This window comes from Lysinibacillus sp. UBA6686, assembly GCF_002455205.1.
Lineage (GTDB): Bacteria > Bacillota > Bacilli > Bacillales_A > Planococcaceae > Lysinibacillus > Lysinibacillus pakistanensis.
Genome location: NZ_DKJS01000015.1, coordinates 3,150 through 19,463 on the forward strand (window position 1 = coordinate 3,150; position 16,314 = coordinate 19,463).

General features: G+C 36.2%; 18 protein-coding genes. 14 read left to right on the forward strand and 4 right to left on the reverse strand.

Annotation, left to right across the window (positions count from 1 at the left end; genetic code table 11):
* On the forward strand, window positions 1–207 hold a 207-nt coding region (locus B2R82_RS04235; protein ID WP_286923679.1), incomplete at its 5' end, for a biotin/lipoyl-containing protein.
* 186 nt (window positions 208–393) lie between these two features.
* Here B2R82_RS04235 and B2R82_RS04240 read toward each other — a convergent pair.
* Complete coding sequence (locus B2R82_RS04240) at window positions 394–1,317, reverse strand: COX15/CtaA family protein (RefSeq protein WP_286923680.1); 924 nt, start codon at window positions 1,315–1,317, stop codon at window positions 394–396.
* A gap of 336 nt (window positions 1,318–1,653) precedes the next feature.
* Here B2R82_RS04240 and cyoE point away from each other — a divergent pair, with 336 nt between their 5' ends.
* The 7 genes from cyoE (at window position 1,654) to B2R82_RS04275 (ending at window position 8,266) form a co-directional block, all read left to right on the forward strand.
* The gene (gene cyoE, locus B2R82_RS04245; protein WP_286923681.1) at window positions 1,654–2,571 is read left to right on the forward strand and encodes a heme o synthase; all 918 of its coding nucleotides are present in this window, start codon (window positions 1,654–1,656) and stop codon (window positions 2,569–2,571) included.
* A 100-nt stretch (window positions 2,572–2,671) separates the two neighbouring features.
* Entirely contained in the window at window positions 2,672–3,742 is a 1,071-nt protein-coding gene (coxB, locus tag B2R82_RS04250; protein WP_286923683.1) for a cytochrome c oxidase subunit II, read from the forward strand.
* Window positions 3,743–3,783: 41 nt separating this feature from the next.
* Window positions 3,784–5,667, forward strand: coding sequence for a cytochrome c oxidase subunit I (gene ctaD / locus B2R82_RS04255; RefSeq protein ID WP_286923684.1), 1,884 nt, complete (start codon window positions 3,784–3,786; stop codon window positions 5,665–5,667).
* Window positions 5,667–6,293, forward strand: coding sequence for a cytochrome c oxidase subunit 3 (locus B2R82_RS04260; RefSeq protein ID WP_286923685.1), 627 nt, complete (start codon window positions 5,667–5,669; stop codon window positions 6,291–6,293). The genes ctaD and B2R82_RS04260 overlap by 1 nt, the downstream gene beginning before the upstream one ends.
* Entirely contained in the window at window positions 6,293–6,637 is a 345-nt protein-coding gene (locus B2R82_RS04265) for a cytochrome C oxidase subunit IV family protein (RefSeq protein WP_004224789.1), read from the forward strand. Before B2R82_RS04260 ends, B2R82_RS04265 begins: the two co-directional genes overlap by 1 nt.
* 208 nt (window positions 6,638–6,845) lie before the next feature.
* The gene (gene ctaG / locus B2R82_RS04270; protein ID WP_286923687.1) at window positions 6,846–7,769 is read left to right on the forward strand and encodes a cytochrome c oxidase assembly factor CtaG; all 924 of its coding nucleotides are present in this window, start codon (window positions 6,846–6,848) and stop codon (window positions 7,767–7,769) included.
* 35 nt (window positions 7,770–7,804) lie between these two features.
* A complete protein-coding gene (locus B2R82_RS04275; RefSeq protein ID WP_283871036.1) occupies window positions 7,805–8,266 on the forward strand; it encodes a DUF420 domain-containing protein in 462 nt (153 codons plus the stop codon).
* A 17-nt stretch (window positions 8,267–8,283) separates the two neighbouring features.
* Here B2R82_RS04275 and ytvI read toward each other — a convergent pair whose 3' ends face one another.
* Window positions 8,284–9,345, reverse strand: coding sequence for a sporulation integral membrane protein YtvI (gene ytvI / locus B2R82_RS04280; RefSeq protein WP_286923688.1), 1,062 nt, complete (start codon window positions 9,343–9,345; stop codon window positions 8,284–8,286).
* A 184-nt stretch (window positions 9,346–9,529) separates the two neighbouring features.
* On the reverse strand, window positions 9,530–9,931 hold the full coding sequence (locus tag B2R82_RS04285) for a YugN family protein (RefSeq protein ID WP_283871038.1): 402 nt from the start codon (window positions 9,929–9,931) through the stop codon (window positions 9,530–9,532).
* Between the two features lie 147 nt (window positions 9,932–10,078).
* On the opposite strand from B2R82_RS04285, the gene B2R82_RS04290 reads away from it, so the two are divergent.
* Entirely contained in the window at window positions 10,079–11,200 is a 1,122-nt protein-coding gene (locus tag B2R82_RS04290; protein WP_286923689.1) for a CAP domain-containing protein, read from the forward strand.
* A 159-nt stretch (window positions 11,201–11,359) separates the two neighbouring features.
* Window positions 11,360–12,835 (forward strand): UDP-N-acetylmuramoyl-L-alanyl-D-glutamate--2,6-diaminopimelate ligase, encoded by a 1,476-nt coding sequence (locus B2R82_RS04295; protein ID WP_283871040.1) that lies wholly within the window; start codon window positions 11,360–11,362, stop codon window positions 12,833–12,835.
* Here the strand turns inward: B2R82_RS04295 and B2R82_RS04300 are convergent.
* Window positions 12,810–13,316 carry a PaaI family thioesterase gene (locus B2R82_RS04300; RefSeq protein WP_286923690.1) on the reverse strand — a complete coding sequence of 169 codons (507 nt, stop codon included), beginning with the start codon at window positions 13,314–13,316 and terminating at the stop codon, window positions 12,810–12,812. The two genes, B2R82_RS04295 and B2R82_RS04300, sit on opposite strands and share 26 nt — an antisense overlap.
* An 87-nt stretch (window positions 13,317–13,403) precedes the next feature.
* Between B2R82_RS04300 and B2R82_RS04305 the strand changes: the two genes are divergently transcribed.
* The 4 genes from B2R82_RS04305 to B2R82_RS04320 all read left to right on the forward strand — a co-directional run bounded on the left by B2R82_RS04305 (window position 13,404) and on the right by B2R82_RS04320 (window position 16,155).
* The gene (locus B2R82_RS04305) at window positions 13,404–13,850 is read left to right on the forward strand and encodes a YlbF family regulator (RefSeq protein WP_286923691.1); all 447 of its coding nucleotides are present in this window, start codon (window positions 13,404–13,406) and stop codon (window positions 13,848–13,850) included.
* A gap of 423 nt (window positions 13,851–14,273) precedes the next feature.
* Complete coding sequence (locus tag B2R82_RS04310; RefSeq protein WP_286923692.1) at window positions 14,274–14,690, forward strand: SMI1/KNR4 family protein; 417 nt, start codon at window positions 14,274–14,276, stop codon at window positions 14,688–14,690.
* A gap of 198 nt (window positions 14,691–14,888) precedes the next feature.
* Window positions 14,889–15,410: a hypothetical protein gene (locus B2R82_RS04315; RefSeq protein ID WP_286923693.1), complete on the forward strand. Its 522-nt coding sequence runs from the start codon at window positions 14,889–14,891 to the stop codon at window positions 15,408–15,410.
* Between the two features lie 247 nt (window positions 15,411–15,657).
* Window positions 15,658–16,155 (forward strand): hypothetical protein, encoded by a 498-nt coding sequence (locus B2R82_RS04320; protein WP_286923694.1) that lies wholly within the window; start codon window positions 15,658–15,660, stop codon window positions 16,153–16,155.
* The last annotated feature ends 159 nt before the right edge of the window (window positions 16,156–16,314 follow it).

Consider the following 16,314-nt stretch of genomic DNA (forward strand, 5'->3'; position numbering starts at 1 on the left):
CAAATCGGTGCCACGATGCCAGGAACTGTGTTAAAGGTAGTGGTATCGAAGGGCAGTCAAGTGAAACGAGGAGACCACCTGCTAATTACGGAGGCCATGAAAATGGAAACAACCGTCCAAGCTCCAAAAGATGGTATCGTAAAAGAGGTTTATGCAAGTGCAGGCGATGCAATTTCCACGGGTGATTTGTTAATTGAAATAGAATAATCGTTAATAAAAAAGGGTTAATAGAAAGCTTTTACTAGCTATCTATTACCCTTTTTTATGTCTTTATGTCTATTTTTTGACCATTTTATTTGATTCATTCGCTGAGGTGAGGGAATGATTTAGGTGGATATTTTAGATAGAAAAACAAAAAAGATTCGTCTTAAATAGCACGAATCTTTTCTAGAGTTATTTATTTTTTTCATTATAATTGCTACGTGCAACTAGCAATATCATGTAGCAAAGTAGACCGAATAAAATTGAGATAAATAATGAATGTAATAATGCGACAATTAAATTCAATTTAGTTAGGACTACTAACATACCAGCAATTACCTGTAAGATTACTATAATAAAGGCAATCACCCAACCATAGTAAATAACGCGTTGATTTTTATATTCTTTTACAGCGTGCCAGGTTATGTATGCAATCCAAATGAAAAAGATTAGAACAGCTAAGCGATGCCCCATCTGCACCCATTCATACATATTATTTAGAGGGGCTAAAGGTGTATCGTTGTAACAGAGTGGCCAATCAGGACATATTAAACTAGAATCCGTATGGCGTACAAGCGCACCTGTATAAACGACCAAATAAGAATAAATTGTGACAGCAATTGTGTGCCAACGTAACTTTTTTCCAATAAAAACTTTATCGGCATCAAATTTTCGATCCACTTCAAATACAATCATAGAGAGAAGAAGAACTGCAGCAAAAGAAATCAAAGAAATTCCAAAGTGGAGGGCTAATATAAAGTCACCTTGTCCCCACAATACCTGAGCTGCACCAATGAGAGCCTGAGCGATTAAGAAGAACATCGCTAGGAAACCTAATAGTTTTACTTCACGAATATGACCGAGTTTACGCCATGTCCAAATTGTTAACACAAGAATTGAAATAGATACGACCCCAGTTACAAGACGGTGTGAGAATTCAATTAAGACTTCTGGTGTAATTTCTTTTGGAATAAGAGAACCATTGCAATCAGGCCAATTTCGACCACAGCCTAAGCCACTATCTGTTTTGGTAACAAGAGCTCCACCAAGTAAAATAAGGAGCATTCCAACCGTAGCGGCAACAGCAAACCACTTCATAAACCTGTTGTGTTGCATAAAATGAGTCACCTACTTTATCTATCAACATTACATGAAAGTAATGTTTCTGCTACTAGATAATATCTAAAATACAGGTAAAAAACAACTTGTAAAGAGAACGGAGTTTTAGATGTCGAATCCATTTCACAAATTGTTCATAATTTCGTGCTTTAACCTTCACAATTGATTTTAGAAAATGTTTTACTATAGATATGTTGTTTTTAATTATATTTCTAGACAAAGCTAATTTTTACAACTTCATCTAAATTTCACTTAATGTCTAGAAATCAATCGCAAATTTCGCTATAGTAATTGTTAGCGGAATATGCTTACAAAAATGAAAGGAGAGGTAACATGTCAAACGGTCGTGCATTGTCGGCTACTAGAAATACTGGACCAGCATCAACATCTGTTGTAAAAGATTTCTTAGCTCTGATTAAAATTGGAATCGTTAACTCGAATCTTGTCACAACGTTTACAGGGATGTGGCTGGCATTTCAATTTACTAGTAGACATTTCTTGCAAGAATTAGATGTCATATTGTTTACCATGCTGGGAGCGGCACTCATAATTGGTGGTTCAGGAGCAATGAATAACTTCATTGACCAGGATATAGATCCAATCATGAAACGAACGAAGGCAAGACCGACAGTAACAGGTAGATTTAAGCCGAATTTTGTATTGACCATTGCCCTCTCATTTTTAATTGTAGGTGAAATTTTGTTATTTGCGGCATCGTTTGCGGCCGGCATGTGGGGACTAGTAGGAATATTTGCTTATGTTGTTCTATATTCAATGTGGTCTAAAAGGAAGCATGTTAGTAACACGGTTGTAGGAAGTATTTCAGGAGCAATTCCACCAGTTATTGGGTTTGCAGCTGTTGAACCTGCATTAGGTCCAGGAGCACTTGCTTTATTTCTGATCATGTTTGCATGGCAGCCACCGCATTTTTATGCGCTTGCGATGAAACGTACTGAAGAATATCGTGCTGCTAATATACCGATGCTACCTGTCGTAAAGGGATTTAAACGAACGAAATACTCGATGTTATTCTGGATTCTTTTATTATTACCGTTACCTTTCCTTTTACCAGAGCTTGGGGTTGGCTTCTTAATTACTGCAACTGCATTGAACTTGGGCTGGTTAATTCTAGCTTTTAAAGGCTTTACCACAAAAGATGATATGAAATGGGCAAATAAAATGTTTATCTATTCGTTGAATCATATGACAATACTATTTGTATCCATCATTATTTTTGCGTTGTTTAGCTAATTTTAGGAATTCTTTCTTTTCCTAAAGAATTCAAATAGACAGCACTAATGTCCTAGGTACACATGAAAATACAACAAAGAAAGAGGGGTTTAATTAAGCTATGATGAAAGGGCTTAAAAAATGGCGTCTTTTTTCACTTCTAGCAGTGATGATGGTTTTCCTTTCCGGTTGTGGTGAAGATTATATTTCTGCACTAAAACCATCTGGTCAAGTAGGTAAAGAACAATTCAATCTATTAATGTTAGCTACTGGAATTATGACGTTAGTAGTAGTAATCGTATCTGTTATCTATTTACTTGCATTCTTAAAATTCCGCCGTTCAAAAGTTGGCGAAAATGTGATTCCTAAGCAAGTAGAAGGAAGTCACACTCTTGAAGTGATTTGGACAGTTATTCCAATTATTTTATTATTAATCTTAGCTGTACCAGTTGTTACTGCTACTTATAAATTCGCAGATGTTGCTGCAATGGATATAGTAGATGAAGATGGTAACAAAACAGCACTTACAGTAAATGTAACTGCAAAATTATATTGGTGGGAGTTCGAATACCCTAACCAAGGTATTGTAACTTCACAAGAATTAGTTGTACCAACAGGTCAAAAGGTTTACTTTAACTTAAAAGCTGCCGATGTAAAGCACTCATTCTGGATTCCTGCTGTGGGCGGTAAAATGGATACGAACGTAGAAAACTTAAACAAATTCTACTTAGAATTCGATAAAGAATCGAAAGACCTTAAAGATGGCGTTTTCTATGGTAAATGTGCTGAGTTATGTGGTCCTTCACACGCATTAATGGACTTCAAAGTTAAAGCTTTAAGCCCAGAAGCATTTGATGCATGGGTAACTGCAATGAAAGCAACAGAGGGTAAAGTTGCTGACAAAGCTTCAACAGATCTTGGAGAAGCAACATTTGCTAACAGCTGTTTAGGCTGTCACGCAATTTCTGGTACGGGCGTTAGTGGTGCACCAGGTCCTAACTTAACAACATTTGGTGACCGTAACCGTGTTGCTGGTTTCTTAAAACATGATGAAGAAAGCCTAAAAGCTTGGATTAAGGACCCTGAACAATTTAAACCAGGTAACTTAATGACAGGAAAATATGGTGAACTTACTGATGAAGAAATCGATGCTCTTGCAACATACATCATGAGCTTATCTGTTGAAAAATAATTTTAAGTTTTATGTAACAAACTTTGAGGGAGGTAAAAGTTGTGAGCTCATACACACAGAAAAAGGGCTTTGGAGCAACTGTCTGGGATTACATTACTACTGTTGACCATAAAAAATTAGCAGTGATGTATTTATTAGCCGGTACATTGTTCTTCGCTATCGCTGGTTTTGAAGCGTTATTAATGCGTATTCAGTTAATGAAACCAAATAACAATTTCATATCAGCAGGTTTTTTCAATGAATTATTAACAATGCACGGAACGACAATGTTATTCCTAGCGGCGACTCCATTACTATTCGCATTTATGAACATGCTAGTACCATTACAAATTGGTGCGCGTGACGTTGCATTCCCATTCCTGAACTCTTTAGGGTTCTGGTTATTCTTCCTAGGTGCAGTATTCCTTCACCTGTCATTCTTTATGGGTGGCGCTCCTGATGCGGGCTGGACTTCTTATGCATCATTATCGTTATACTCTCCAGGACATGGTATTGACTTCTATGTTCTCGGTTTACAAATATCAGGGGCGGGTACATTAATTTCAGGTCTTAACTTTATCGTTACGATTATTACAATGCGTGCTCCTGGTATGACATTCATGCGTATGCCATTATTCACTTGGACATCGCTTGTATCAAGTGCTTTAATTTTATTTGCATTCCCGCCACTTACAATCGGTTTATTAATGATGTTATTTGACCGTATGTTTGGTGGTAACTTCTTTGACCATACTATGGGTGGTAACACAATTATTTGGGAACACTTATTCTGGATCTTCGGGCACCCAGAGGTTTATATCTTAGTATTACCAGCATTCGGGTTATTCTCTGAGATTATTCCAGCGTTCTCTCGTAAGCGTTTATTCGGATACTCATCAATGGTTTTCGCAACAATTTTAATCGGTTTCTTAGGGTTCATGGTTTGGGCTCACCATATGTTTACAGTTGGTCTTGGGCCAACAGCAAACGCAATCTTTGCCGTTGCAACAATGGCAATTGCCGTACCAACAGGTATGAAAGTATTCAACTGGATCTTAACTATTTGGGGCGGATCTATTAAAGTTACAACACCAATGCTTTATGCACTTGGTTTCATCCCGTCATTCGTTGCGGGTGGTGTTACAGGGGTCATGCAAGCATCTGCACCTCTTGACTACCAATTACACGATTCTTACTTTATCGTTGCTCACTTCCACTACGTAATCGTAGGTGGTATCGTAACAGCTTTATTTGGTTCAGCGCACTTCTACTGGCCAATTTTCTTCAACCGTATGTTAAACGAAACATTAGGGAAATGGACTTTCTGGGTATTCTTCATTGGATTCCATTTAACATTCTTCGTACAACATTTCCTAGGCCTGATGGGTATGCCACGTCGCGTATTCACTTACATGGAAGGTCAAGGTTGGGATCAGTTCAACTATATTTCAACAATTGGTGCAGCAATGATGGGTGTTGGGGTTATCATGATGGTAATCAACTGCTTAATGTCCATTAAAGGTAAACCAGCAGGTCGCGACCCATGGGGCGATGGACGTACACTAGAATGGTCAATTCCACAACCAATTCCATTCTATAACTTCCGCCAAACACCACTTGTACGTGGTTTAGATCCATGGTGGATTGAAAAACAAGAAGGTAATAAAGAAGTTACATTTGCTGAGCCATTAGGTGATATCCATATGCCAAACAACTCAGCTATCCCATTCGTTATTTCTTTAGGTATGTTTATCGCAGCATTCGGTGCTCTTTACAATCCAGATGCAGATAAACCATGGTCAATCTATATCTTAATTGGTGGTCTTGCTATCACATTCGGTGCTATGATTTTCCGTTCTATTAAGGACGATCATGGTTTCCACTTACACAAAGAAGAAATTATTGAAATTGAAGAAAAACTTTACGGCAAAGGAGGAAATAAATAATGGATTTCAATACTAAATTTACTCCTCATACTTGGCCAGATCATCCTGAACAAGCTACGATGGAAGGTAAAAATAAAGTCGTTGGTTTCTGGATTTTCCTTGCCTGTGAAGTTGTACTTTTCGCAAGTTTATTCGCTACTTACTTAGCGCTTAAGAACAAAGGTCCTGCGGGCATGGAGTTCACAACACAAGGTTTATTTGAATTACCTTTAGCATTTGCTATGACGATGTTACTTTTAACATCATCCCTAACATCTGTATATGCGATTTACCATATGCGTAACTTTAACTTTAAAGGCATGCAAACTTGGTTAGCAATTACATTAGCTTTAGGTCTGGGATTCCTAGCACTTGAAATCTATGAATTCCAACATTATGTAGGTCTTGGTTTTACATTTAACCAATCTGCATTCGCAACTGCGTTTTATTCATTAGTTGGTACACATGGTTTCCACGTATGTTTAGGACTTGTATGGATTTCAACATTAATGATCCGTAATGCTAAACGTGGTTTAAACTTGTACAATGCACCTAAATTCTTCGTAGCTGCTTTATATTGGCACTTTATTGACGTAGTTTGGGTATTCATCTTTACAGTAGTATACTTGATGGGAGTGATCGGATAATGTCATCACACGATACACCTATAGTTGCTAAGTCACAGGCACAATACGAGTATGATCGTCATCATAATGCCGTTCATATGCGTAAACAAGTAATCAACTTTGCGATTATGATTTTCTTTACATTTATCGCGTTCGCAGTAGTTGCAGCCGATTTTTCTAAATACTTAATCATGCCATTCGTATTATTGCTTGCTGGAGTTCAAGTTGTTCTTCAACTTTACTCTTTCATGCACTTAGAAGACAAAAAAACTCACTTCGGTGGTGTAATTGGTTTCTTCATGTGGATGGGAATTTTAATCGCATTTACATTCTTCTTAGCATTCTTAACTATCATTTGGTGGTAATCACCAAAGAAGCACGTTCTCTACATTTTGTAGGAACGTGCTTTTCTTGTTGACTATTTGTATTTAAAATATAAGGCTTTCAATCTATTTATCGCTAGTATGTATGTGCCTAGACTATCAATAGTAATTTGTTCACCTTTCGTTCATTGCAGTATATTTGTAAGCGTTCTATAATAGGAGTACTGAAGTTTAAAGGAGTGCGTTCTGTATGCCACTTAGTATATTTGGTTTCCAAGCTTTATGGAGCCCATATTTAATAGGGGTTCTCGTTTTCATAACAGTCATCTATTTTTTAATCACAACAAAATGGCGCAAGGATTTTAAAGAAAGTGAGCCTTTGAAAAAGGGAGAGGCAATTTATTTTGTGCTGGCAATGGTAACGATTTATATTATTAAGGGATCTCCAATAGATTTAATGGCGCACATTATGTTTACAATGCATATGGTGCAAATGGCTATTTTATTATTGCTTGTTCCAATTTTCATAATTAAGGGAATTCCTTGGTGGGTATGGAAAGTTGCAATAGAAGCACCTGTTGCTAGAAAAATATTTAAAGTGTGTACGTTACCTGTTGTAGCAGTATTTGTCTTTATCGGATTATTTTCTTTCTACCATTTACCATCAGTTTTAGATTACATTAAACTAAACGAAACTTTACACGGTACATATACATTTGTGTTATTTGTATCTGCTGTTTTTATGTATTGGCCATTAATTCAAAATATGCCTAATCGTTCACAAATGAAGCCTTTGTACAAATTAGCTTATATAATTGCTAATGCGGTATTAATTACACCTGCATGTGCATTAATCATTTTTGCCCCTGATGCCATGTATGAAACCTATACAAATGGTGAGGCATGGTTAAAAGCAATGGAACTTTGTGTACCAGCCTCTACTTTATCTGGCTTATCTCTATCAGGACCAGAGCTCTTTACAGATATGAAGCCTGTTGCCGATCAACAGTTGGGCGGTGTTCTGATGAAAATTTTACAAGAGCTTATTTTTGGTGTATTACTTGGATCAATCTTTATAAAATGGTATCGCTCAGAACAAAAGGATCCAGATAAAATTACAGCTGATGCATTAAAGGCACATCAACAAAAATGGGAAAGTCAACAGCAACATTAATTGAAAGTAGAAATTTTCTATAAGGAGTTTTGTGAATGGAACTGCAAATTTTACCAACTCTAAGTACTTCATTCATCGTGATCAGTGCAGTACTTGTAGCGATTGGCTGGGGCTTAATTATAAAAAGAAAAGTTGAAGCACATAAAAAAGTAATGTTAGCTGCGGGTGTTGCGGCACTTATTTTCTTTATCATTTATGCTTCACGTACAGTATTTATTGGAAATACAGCATTTGGTGGTGGAGAAGATTTAAAACCATATTATACTTTCTTCTTAATTTTCCACATTATTTTAGCAACTACTGGAGCTGTGTTTGGAATTGTGAGCATTATTTCTGGCTTAAAAATGAATATTAAGCTTCACCGTCGTATTGGTCCGATTACAAGTATTATTTGGTTCTTTGTAGCTATTACTGGGGTGTTAGTGTACGTTTTACTTTATGTTTTATTTGAACCAGGTGAAACAACTTCTGTTATTAAAGCTATTTTAGGGGTTTAACAAAAATCTCCCACTTTTTATTGAGAAGGTGGGAGATTTTTTATGGGTGTCTGATTCAATAAAGAAAGAACAACAACAACTAGTAAAGGGCCAATTAAAATTCCGAGAAATCCGAATATTTTAAAGCCGATAAACATGGCGATAAATGTTGTAAGAGAGGAAAGGCCAACTTTATTGCCAATAACTCTAGGTTCAATCATACGTCGAACCAAAAATAAGACAATGGTTAGCACCACTAGTGCAATAGCAAAGACATAGTCACCTGTAAAGGCTTTATAAATCGCCCAAGGTAGAAGCAATATAAATGAATCTAAAAAAGGAATAACATCTAAAATCACAAGCAAAAGTGCTAATATAAGTGGGAATGGTGTTTTTAGTATAAAAAACGTTCCAAAGGCTATTGCAAAAATGCAAATACCAACTAAAAATTGAGCTTTTATAAAGCCGAACAAAGCAAGTTTCACTCGTTGCCCAATAAATAATATTTTTTGGTGATAGTGAAAGGGAAAGGGGGCTAACATTTTACGATTGATGGCTGGCAGCTCTAAAAGTAACATGTATAGCACAATCCAATAAACAAATATATCAAACAAACGTGAAGGAATATAGGTAAGCAGTGATGACCATACATTCACGTTTGTTAAAGACAGGGCAAATTTTTCAATGGATGTTAATGCCCGTGAAATGAGTAGTTGAATTTGGATGACAAGATCTACTGGTAAATGATACGTATAGTTAGAAAGCTTGGATTGCATTTGAATCCATAGTGCTGACAGTTGATTGAGATACTCAGGAATGTGAATGATAAATGTTGAAAATTGTTTCCAGGCTATAAATATTATGAGGCTACATAATAATATGGTTATACTTAAAAAGAATATAAAAAAAATGGATACAGTAATTTTCCGTTTTTTTCGGAATCGTTTGCTAATACGCATGATGATAGGCTCTAATAATATGGCGGTGACGTAGGCAAGTAATATTGGTAATGATAACGATATAAACCAAAGAAGTGCTATTCCTAATGCAATAACAATTATTGGGTGGCGAAAAAAGGGATGTTTTAAAAATTGTAGCATTTAATCTCACCTACATCCTATTGAAAGATATCATTAGTATGAGACGAAAAAATATTTTTACTCAAAATAAAAAAGACTGGACCACCAGTCTTTTCAAAACGATATTTGAAGCTGTTGTCGCAGTGGAGAGTTGGATTCTTCCCATTTCCTAAATGAGGAACATAGCTGTCACTAAAAATATAGATTAGCGTGCTTTAACAGGTTCAATATTGTTTTTATTTGTCGTTTGGATTGCGAATTCATCTAAGTCTAATTTAACCTTTTTTAAGATTTCTTCACATTTTTTTACAAGGTGTGCTGGATACACTTCATCGTCACCATATTCAACACCATGTGGGTAATAGTATTTACCAAGTGCTGGTTTCATTAACGTTAGGATTGCGTCGTGTGCACCAACGTCACCAGAAATTGCATATGCGAATACACGAAGGTAATAACGACCTTCACGAGTATCGAAACGCTTATCAAATGTCATACGTTCATAGTCCCAGCCGCCATCACATTCTAAACCATTTTTTTTCATAATGCTTTCAATAAGTTCTTGATCAGCTGTTAAATTTTCAAGGTTAGTATTTTCAAAATACATGTAAAATCCTCCTTTAGGTTCTCGTACAAAGTATACGCTCATTTTTATAATAGAGCATATTCGACATTGTTGCAATGACAACATTGTGTCAACCCAATTACAATTGATATAATAACTTACAATAATGGTGATGAAAAGGAGTCATGTATGAAAGCTTTATTCCGTATTCTTATGGCATGTGCTGCAATAGCATTAATCGGCTTTATGTTTTTTAATACACCACGTGAAAATGAGCCACTTGAAGGACCAAATGCGAATTCTAATATTATACCAAAAACAGAATTAAAGCAGCCAGAAGTTGGAGCAATGACAAGGCCAGAAACTGGATTATCGACATTCATTGGTCAAGGTGTACAAGCAGTTGTGAAGCAATACGGAGAGCCAGCACGAAAGGAACCATCGTCCTTTGGATATGATTGGTGGGTCTATAATACGAGTGCCGCTACATTTTTTATGGTAGGGGTTCAAAATAATATAGTTACGCAAGTTTACATAGCTGGAGAAGATTTAGACGCTTATCCTTTTAAAGTTGGACAAAAACGTGATGAGATTTATCGAATGACAATCATTGATTATGAAGTAGCGGCAAATGTTGATGATAATATTTTTGTTTTTTCAATGAGTGAAGAAGATATGCAGACTCGTTTACTTGTGAAATTCGATGGACTTTTTGCACAGCTTTATATAGATAGAGAAACTAGTGAGCTACAGGGTATACGCTTCACTAATAGCGAAACACTTGTTCTTCATCAACCATATGAAATGACTTATCAAGGTGAGCTTGTTATACCTACACCTCCGTCTTCTTTTTTACAGCAGGAAATCAATGAAGCAAATGCTGAACAGCTTGACGATTTACTGAATGTAACTAGGATACATCATAATCTACTTCCGCTACAAGTTGATGTAACACTAGAAGAAGCAGCTAAAATGCATAGTGAGGATATGAAAGTTCAAAACTTTATTGGGCATGAATCACCTACAAATGGGGATTTAAAAAAGAGATTAGAAACACAAGGGATTGAATATAGTGAGGCAAATGAGAATCTAGCGACGGCTTATTTTGATGCTATAGAGGCCATGCACGGTTGGCTCAATTCTGCTGAGCATCGAAAAGTTATTTTGAATGAAAAATATGCAACAGTTGGCTCTGGTGTCTTTTTAAATTATTATACACAAATTTTTATTGAGCCTTCCTCACAAAAGAAGGATAGTGAGAATATTGACGCTGAAGAACCTGTAGAGACTATCGATGAATCCACACAATAAAATAGCATCTGTAACTGAAGATTAACTTGGTCAGCCGAGTTGAACTTCAGTTTTTTTATTTTCTAATCGATCTGTTGAGAGTAAAGCCTCTACCTACATTTTTCGTCACACCGTTACAGACACCGTCATATGATAGAGAACTGAAAGGGGGAGTGAGGCATGCAATTAGCTGAGCTTTTAAAGGATTGGCCATGTAGTGTGACTGGTGGGTCTATTCGAACTATTGTTACAGGTGTTGAGGACTATGCACAGGCTGTAAAACCAGGAGATATTTTTATAGTAAGAAAGGGCAAGAAAACGTCTGGTAGTCGCTTTGTAAAAGAGGCATTGGCTCGTGGGGCTGTAGCCATTGTTTCAGAGGAAAGTATCTCACTACCTATTACTGATCAAAATATTCCTTTTGTTTGGGTTCCAAATACAGCCTTATTTTTATCGTATGCAAGTGCAAAGCTTGCGGCCTTTCCAGCAGAAGCATTGACGGTAATAGCTATAACCGGGACAAATGGAAAAACAACAGTGAGCCATTTTGTAAGCCAATTGCTAAGAGCTTTACATAAAAATGTAGCTGTTATTGGGACTGTTGGATTTTTTATAAATGGACAAAAACAACAAACTATATATGAGCAATTAACGACATTGCAGGCTAAGGAATTGCATCCGATTTTAAAGCAATGTGCGCGAAATGGTGTTACACATGTTGTTTTAGAGGCTTCATCAATGGGTTTACAGCAGCATCGATTAGATCATTGTGATATTGATTGTGGTGTCTTTTTAAATTTATCTGAGGACCATTTAGAGGATCATGGAGGGCTTGAGGCGTATAAGCGAGCGAAAAAGAGATTGGCAGATTTATCTAAAAAGCTAGTGTTAAATGGAGATGATAATTTCTGTCGTTCTGTTGGTATTTATGATAAGAAAAAATCCTGCTCATTTGGCTTTGACAATCACAATGACTTACATATCCAAATTGTCAGTGAATCCATTGGCAAAACGGTACTCTGTCTACAAACATCATCAAGTGAGCATATCGTAGAAATTCCCTTCATTGGAAAATATCATGTGCAAAATGCAGTAGCCGCGTTGATGGCTATATGGCGCTTAGGTTTTTCAATTGAGGAGATAGCCGAGCATATGTGGTCATTAAGGCTACCAGAAGGCAGACTTGAGAAAATCGATAATGCATTTGGTATTGATGTGTATGTGGATTATGCGCATACTGCAGAGGCATTACAGGCTGTTTTACAAACATTTGATCGATCGAGGACACTTTATCTAGTATTTAGCTGTGGAGGAAATCGGGATAAGGCAAAACGTTTTGCGATGGGTGCTGTAGCCAGTAAGTATGCAGATATTATTTTTTTAACAACTGATAATCCACGTGATGAGGATCCAATCCTAATTAATGAAAGTATCATAGCAGGTTTTACGGAACAGCAATATTATGAAATTTATTTAGATCGCAAGGTTGCAATTCATAAGGCATTAGAAAAAGCCGAAAAAGGTGATATTGTCCTTGTTGCCGGAAAAGGGCATGAACAAACTCAACAAATAAAAAATGAAAAATTCCCTTTTTCCGATCAACAATGTGTCCGTGATTATTTTCTAAATCTTATGCCTGAGAGCGGCGTTGAATGACAAAAAATGATCCAGTTGCAATAGCAAGCTTGCGTCCAGTTTCATCCTCGATATCACATTCCATTACAAGTGTTTGACGCCCTTTATGTACAAAGCGTCCACGTGCAATTAGCTCTTTATTTGTAGTTGTAGCAATATAAGAGACATTCATATTTGTTGTGACCACATTAAAGCCTTCTGGTACAGAACGAGAAGCCAATCCTCCCATCGCTGCATCTGCTATTGTTGCGATAATTCCTCCATGTGGGACCTTAATCGTATTATGGATAACTGGTGTAATTGGAATTCGAACCTCACTAATTTCTGGCTCAAATTTACCCACCATATGCAGGGCAGCATTGATATATCGACGATGTACCCCGTGTTGTTTTGCATGAAGCCCTGATAATAAATGCAATAAAACCTCTTCATCTTCAGCAGTGCTTTCTTGTAAAATATTTGCTAGTAATTCTTTGATTTGTTCTTTTGATGATGTAGCCAATATAAAAACTCCTTCATGTAAAAATATCAATAATGTAAAATTACCACAAAATCTGTTATGATGGGTAAGAGATTGGGGGAATTAACTATGATGATGACCTCTGACTGGGTAATCATATTGGATGAGGCCGATGCGCTTTGTGAGATGATCCTTTCCTCTGAGCCTGCGAAAATGCTGCAACAAGCTTATGATGCTGTTTATAGCGATGTTCAGTTAATCGAAGCTATACACGCTTTTAATCGCATGAAAGAGCAGTACGAAGATGTACAACGTTTCGGAAAATATCATCCGGACTATCATACAATTATGAAATCGATTCGTCAGCAAAAGCGCGCACTCGATCTAAATGAAAAGGTTTCAGCCTTAAAAATAGCTGAAAACGATTTTCAAGATTTGCTCGACGAGATAAGCCTACTTATAGGAAAAACAGTATCAGAAGCAGTAAAGGTGCCTGTAAGTAATCCTTTCTTCGCATCTGGTTCTTCATGTGCTGGGGGCTGTGGTTCAGGCGGATCTTGTTCGTGCTCGGCATAATAAGCAAAATTTTTAGACTGTATACAAACTCGGATGATAGCGAGTGTATACAGTTTTTTTACGTCAATTCAGAACTTAATTTCTGCGATAGTGTTATGATGTTAGCAAGGTGAATCGTAGTGATTGCGAAAAGCGTAGCGTAAGGGAAAAATTGTAGACATAGATTGCTATCACAGAGTGAAATGAAATGTATAGTTGACTCTTAAATCGTCAGGAGCAGAAGATCCAATCTTTTATTAACCTATACAATTTTTAAATATAAATGAGGAAGCTGAACTCACTTCACCAATTACAATAAAGCAAGTGGAAGAAGCCATATATTCGCTTTATTTTTTGTTGGATCAGGGTTGTAATTGATCTTGATACAAACATATAGCGACACTTTTGTTAAGCAAAATAATATATTACATTTTGGAGGTATAAATGATTAAAAAGTATAGAACAGCGTTTCATGCCAAGGAATGGGCTATTGATTTGTATGAAGCAGCAACTATAGAAGAAATTCGGCAGGTTGAGAAAGAGCTACAAATAGTGCTGCCGAAAGTATATAAAGAGTTTTTAAGTGTATCAAACGGAATGCATGGTAATTTAGCTCAGCTATATTCAACAGATGGATTAATTGAAATGAATAAAACATATGAAGTGCAAAGATATGCACCAGGCTATGTTTCTGTTGGCAATGATAATGGTGGATATCATCTTTTAATGAGAGCAGTAGAGGATGCTGTTAATTTCCAATTAGTAAGTGATGGATATTGTGTACCCACCGAAAATGATATAACTGATAATTTTCTTTCATGGTTGGATAGTGATGAGGGTGATCCATGGAGAAATGAATAGTTGGTAAAAAAGAAGGTAAAACCCTAGACACCTAATTGCATTTTGGTGGTAATTTCAAATCTCGTATCACATCTTCCAAAAAGCATCACCTTGTAGGATCATTACTATGGTAAACTAAAAGAATATAAAAGAAACACTGATCATTGGGCATAGCTGAAACAGCACGGAGAGTAAAAACATTGACGAGGAGTGAGGGAAATGACGAATCAACAGAAGATTGCAGAGTTCTTAAACAATTTAACACTTGAAGAAATATATGATCAAAGTGATCTGCTCATTTGGATAGATTGGCGAGAAGCTGAGGAAGACTTAATAGATTACTTTAACGAGCAATTGCATGAGCCAGATCGAATTGATTGTGAAATTGTTGAAATAGACAAGCCTAGAGGTGTGGATATTGTTCTATCCTCCCAAGAAAAAAAGATGACGATTCCCTTTGCCGATGATGTGACTGATAGAGATAGCGCAATTCGAGCTATGCAGGAAATGCTTTCCCCTCAATATCAAATTCGTTGGTTTATGGAATCATTAGGCAATGATACTTTAGCTTTTGCATTGCTACCAACAGTACAATGGGAAGAATTAGTACAGCAATTTGGTAAGCATAAAGTAGACTACTATTTCCAGCCTGTAACAAACACTAGCGTCATGTTTGATATGGGTATAGATGAAGTAGATGCATTAATGAACTCGAGAGCTATAGAACATTTAAATAGATGAAATTGAATTGAGCAAGTGGGATTAATCATTTGACATAAAGATTGATTATTTAAAATAAAGATTGATAAAAATCATCTCTTAAGTTATTCTTTTGAGTTGATTTTTTTATTGGATATATATAATGGATGTTCATCTTATGAAGAATGTTATTCAGCAATCGGATCATATTGTTGAATAACATTCTTTTTTGGAGGATTGGATATTTATGTTAAAATTTTATAGAAGTAATGTTTCAAAGGGGGATATAATGAAGAAGTATATAAAAAGTTTAGTGCCTTGGATTTATTTGATGTTGTCTTTCTTTGTACTATCTGGCTGTAATGCTCAAAAAGATGGTAATAACTATTATTTATTATTGATGGGTGAAAGTGAAAGCTGGAATCTAACAGGTTATGAAATTGTTATAACACCAGAAGACTTTAAAGCAGGATTTGGGATTTTAAATATGAAAAACGTCAAAGAGTATATGACAGATTACTTCCACTTTGAAGCGCATGTGGTTATAGATAGTGATGATTCAGTGGTTCATACTGATTCAGCTACTGGTGAGATGAACATAGCAGAATATACAACTGGTGCTATAGGAGGGCCATACCTAAATAAAAACGGTGAATCTGTTACACTTAAAGATATAAATGAGATTTATGTAGTCGTTGAATGGTGGGATATTAGTAAGAACGAAAGTATTAAAGAAAGAATAGATTTATTTAACAAATCTAAAAAAGAACAGTCCTTCTTGAACTAACTAAGGTTTTAGTTGAATAACGATCTTCAACAATCGGGCGCTTTTCTGAAATAAGGAAAGCGTCTTTATTCATGGAAAAGGGAGGGTGGCAGTGGATAAGGACAATATATACCAAGATTATGGAGATTTTATTTTTGAATACTTGTTAACTTTGACAAA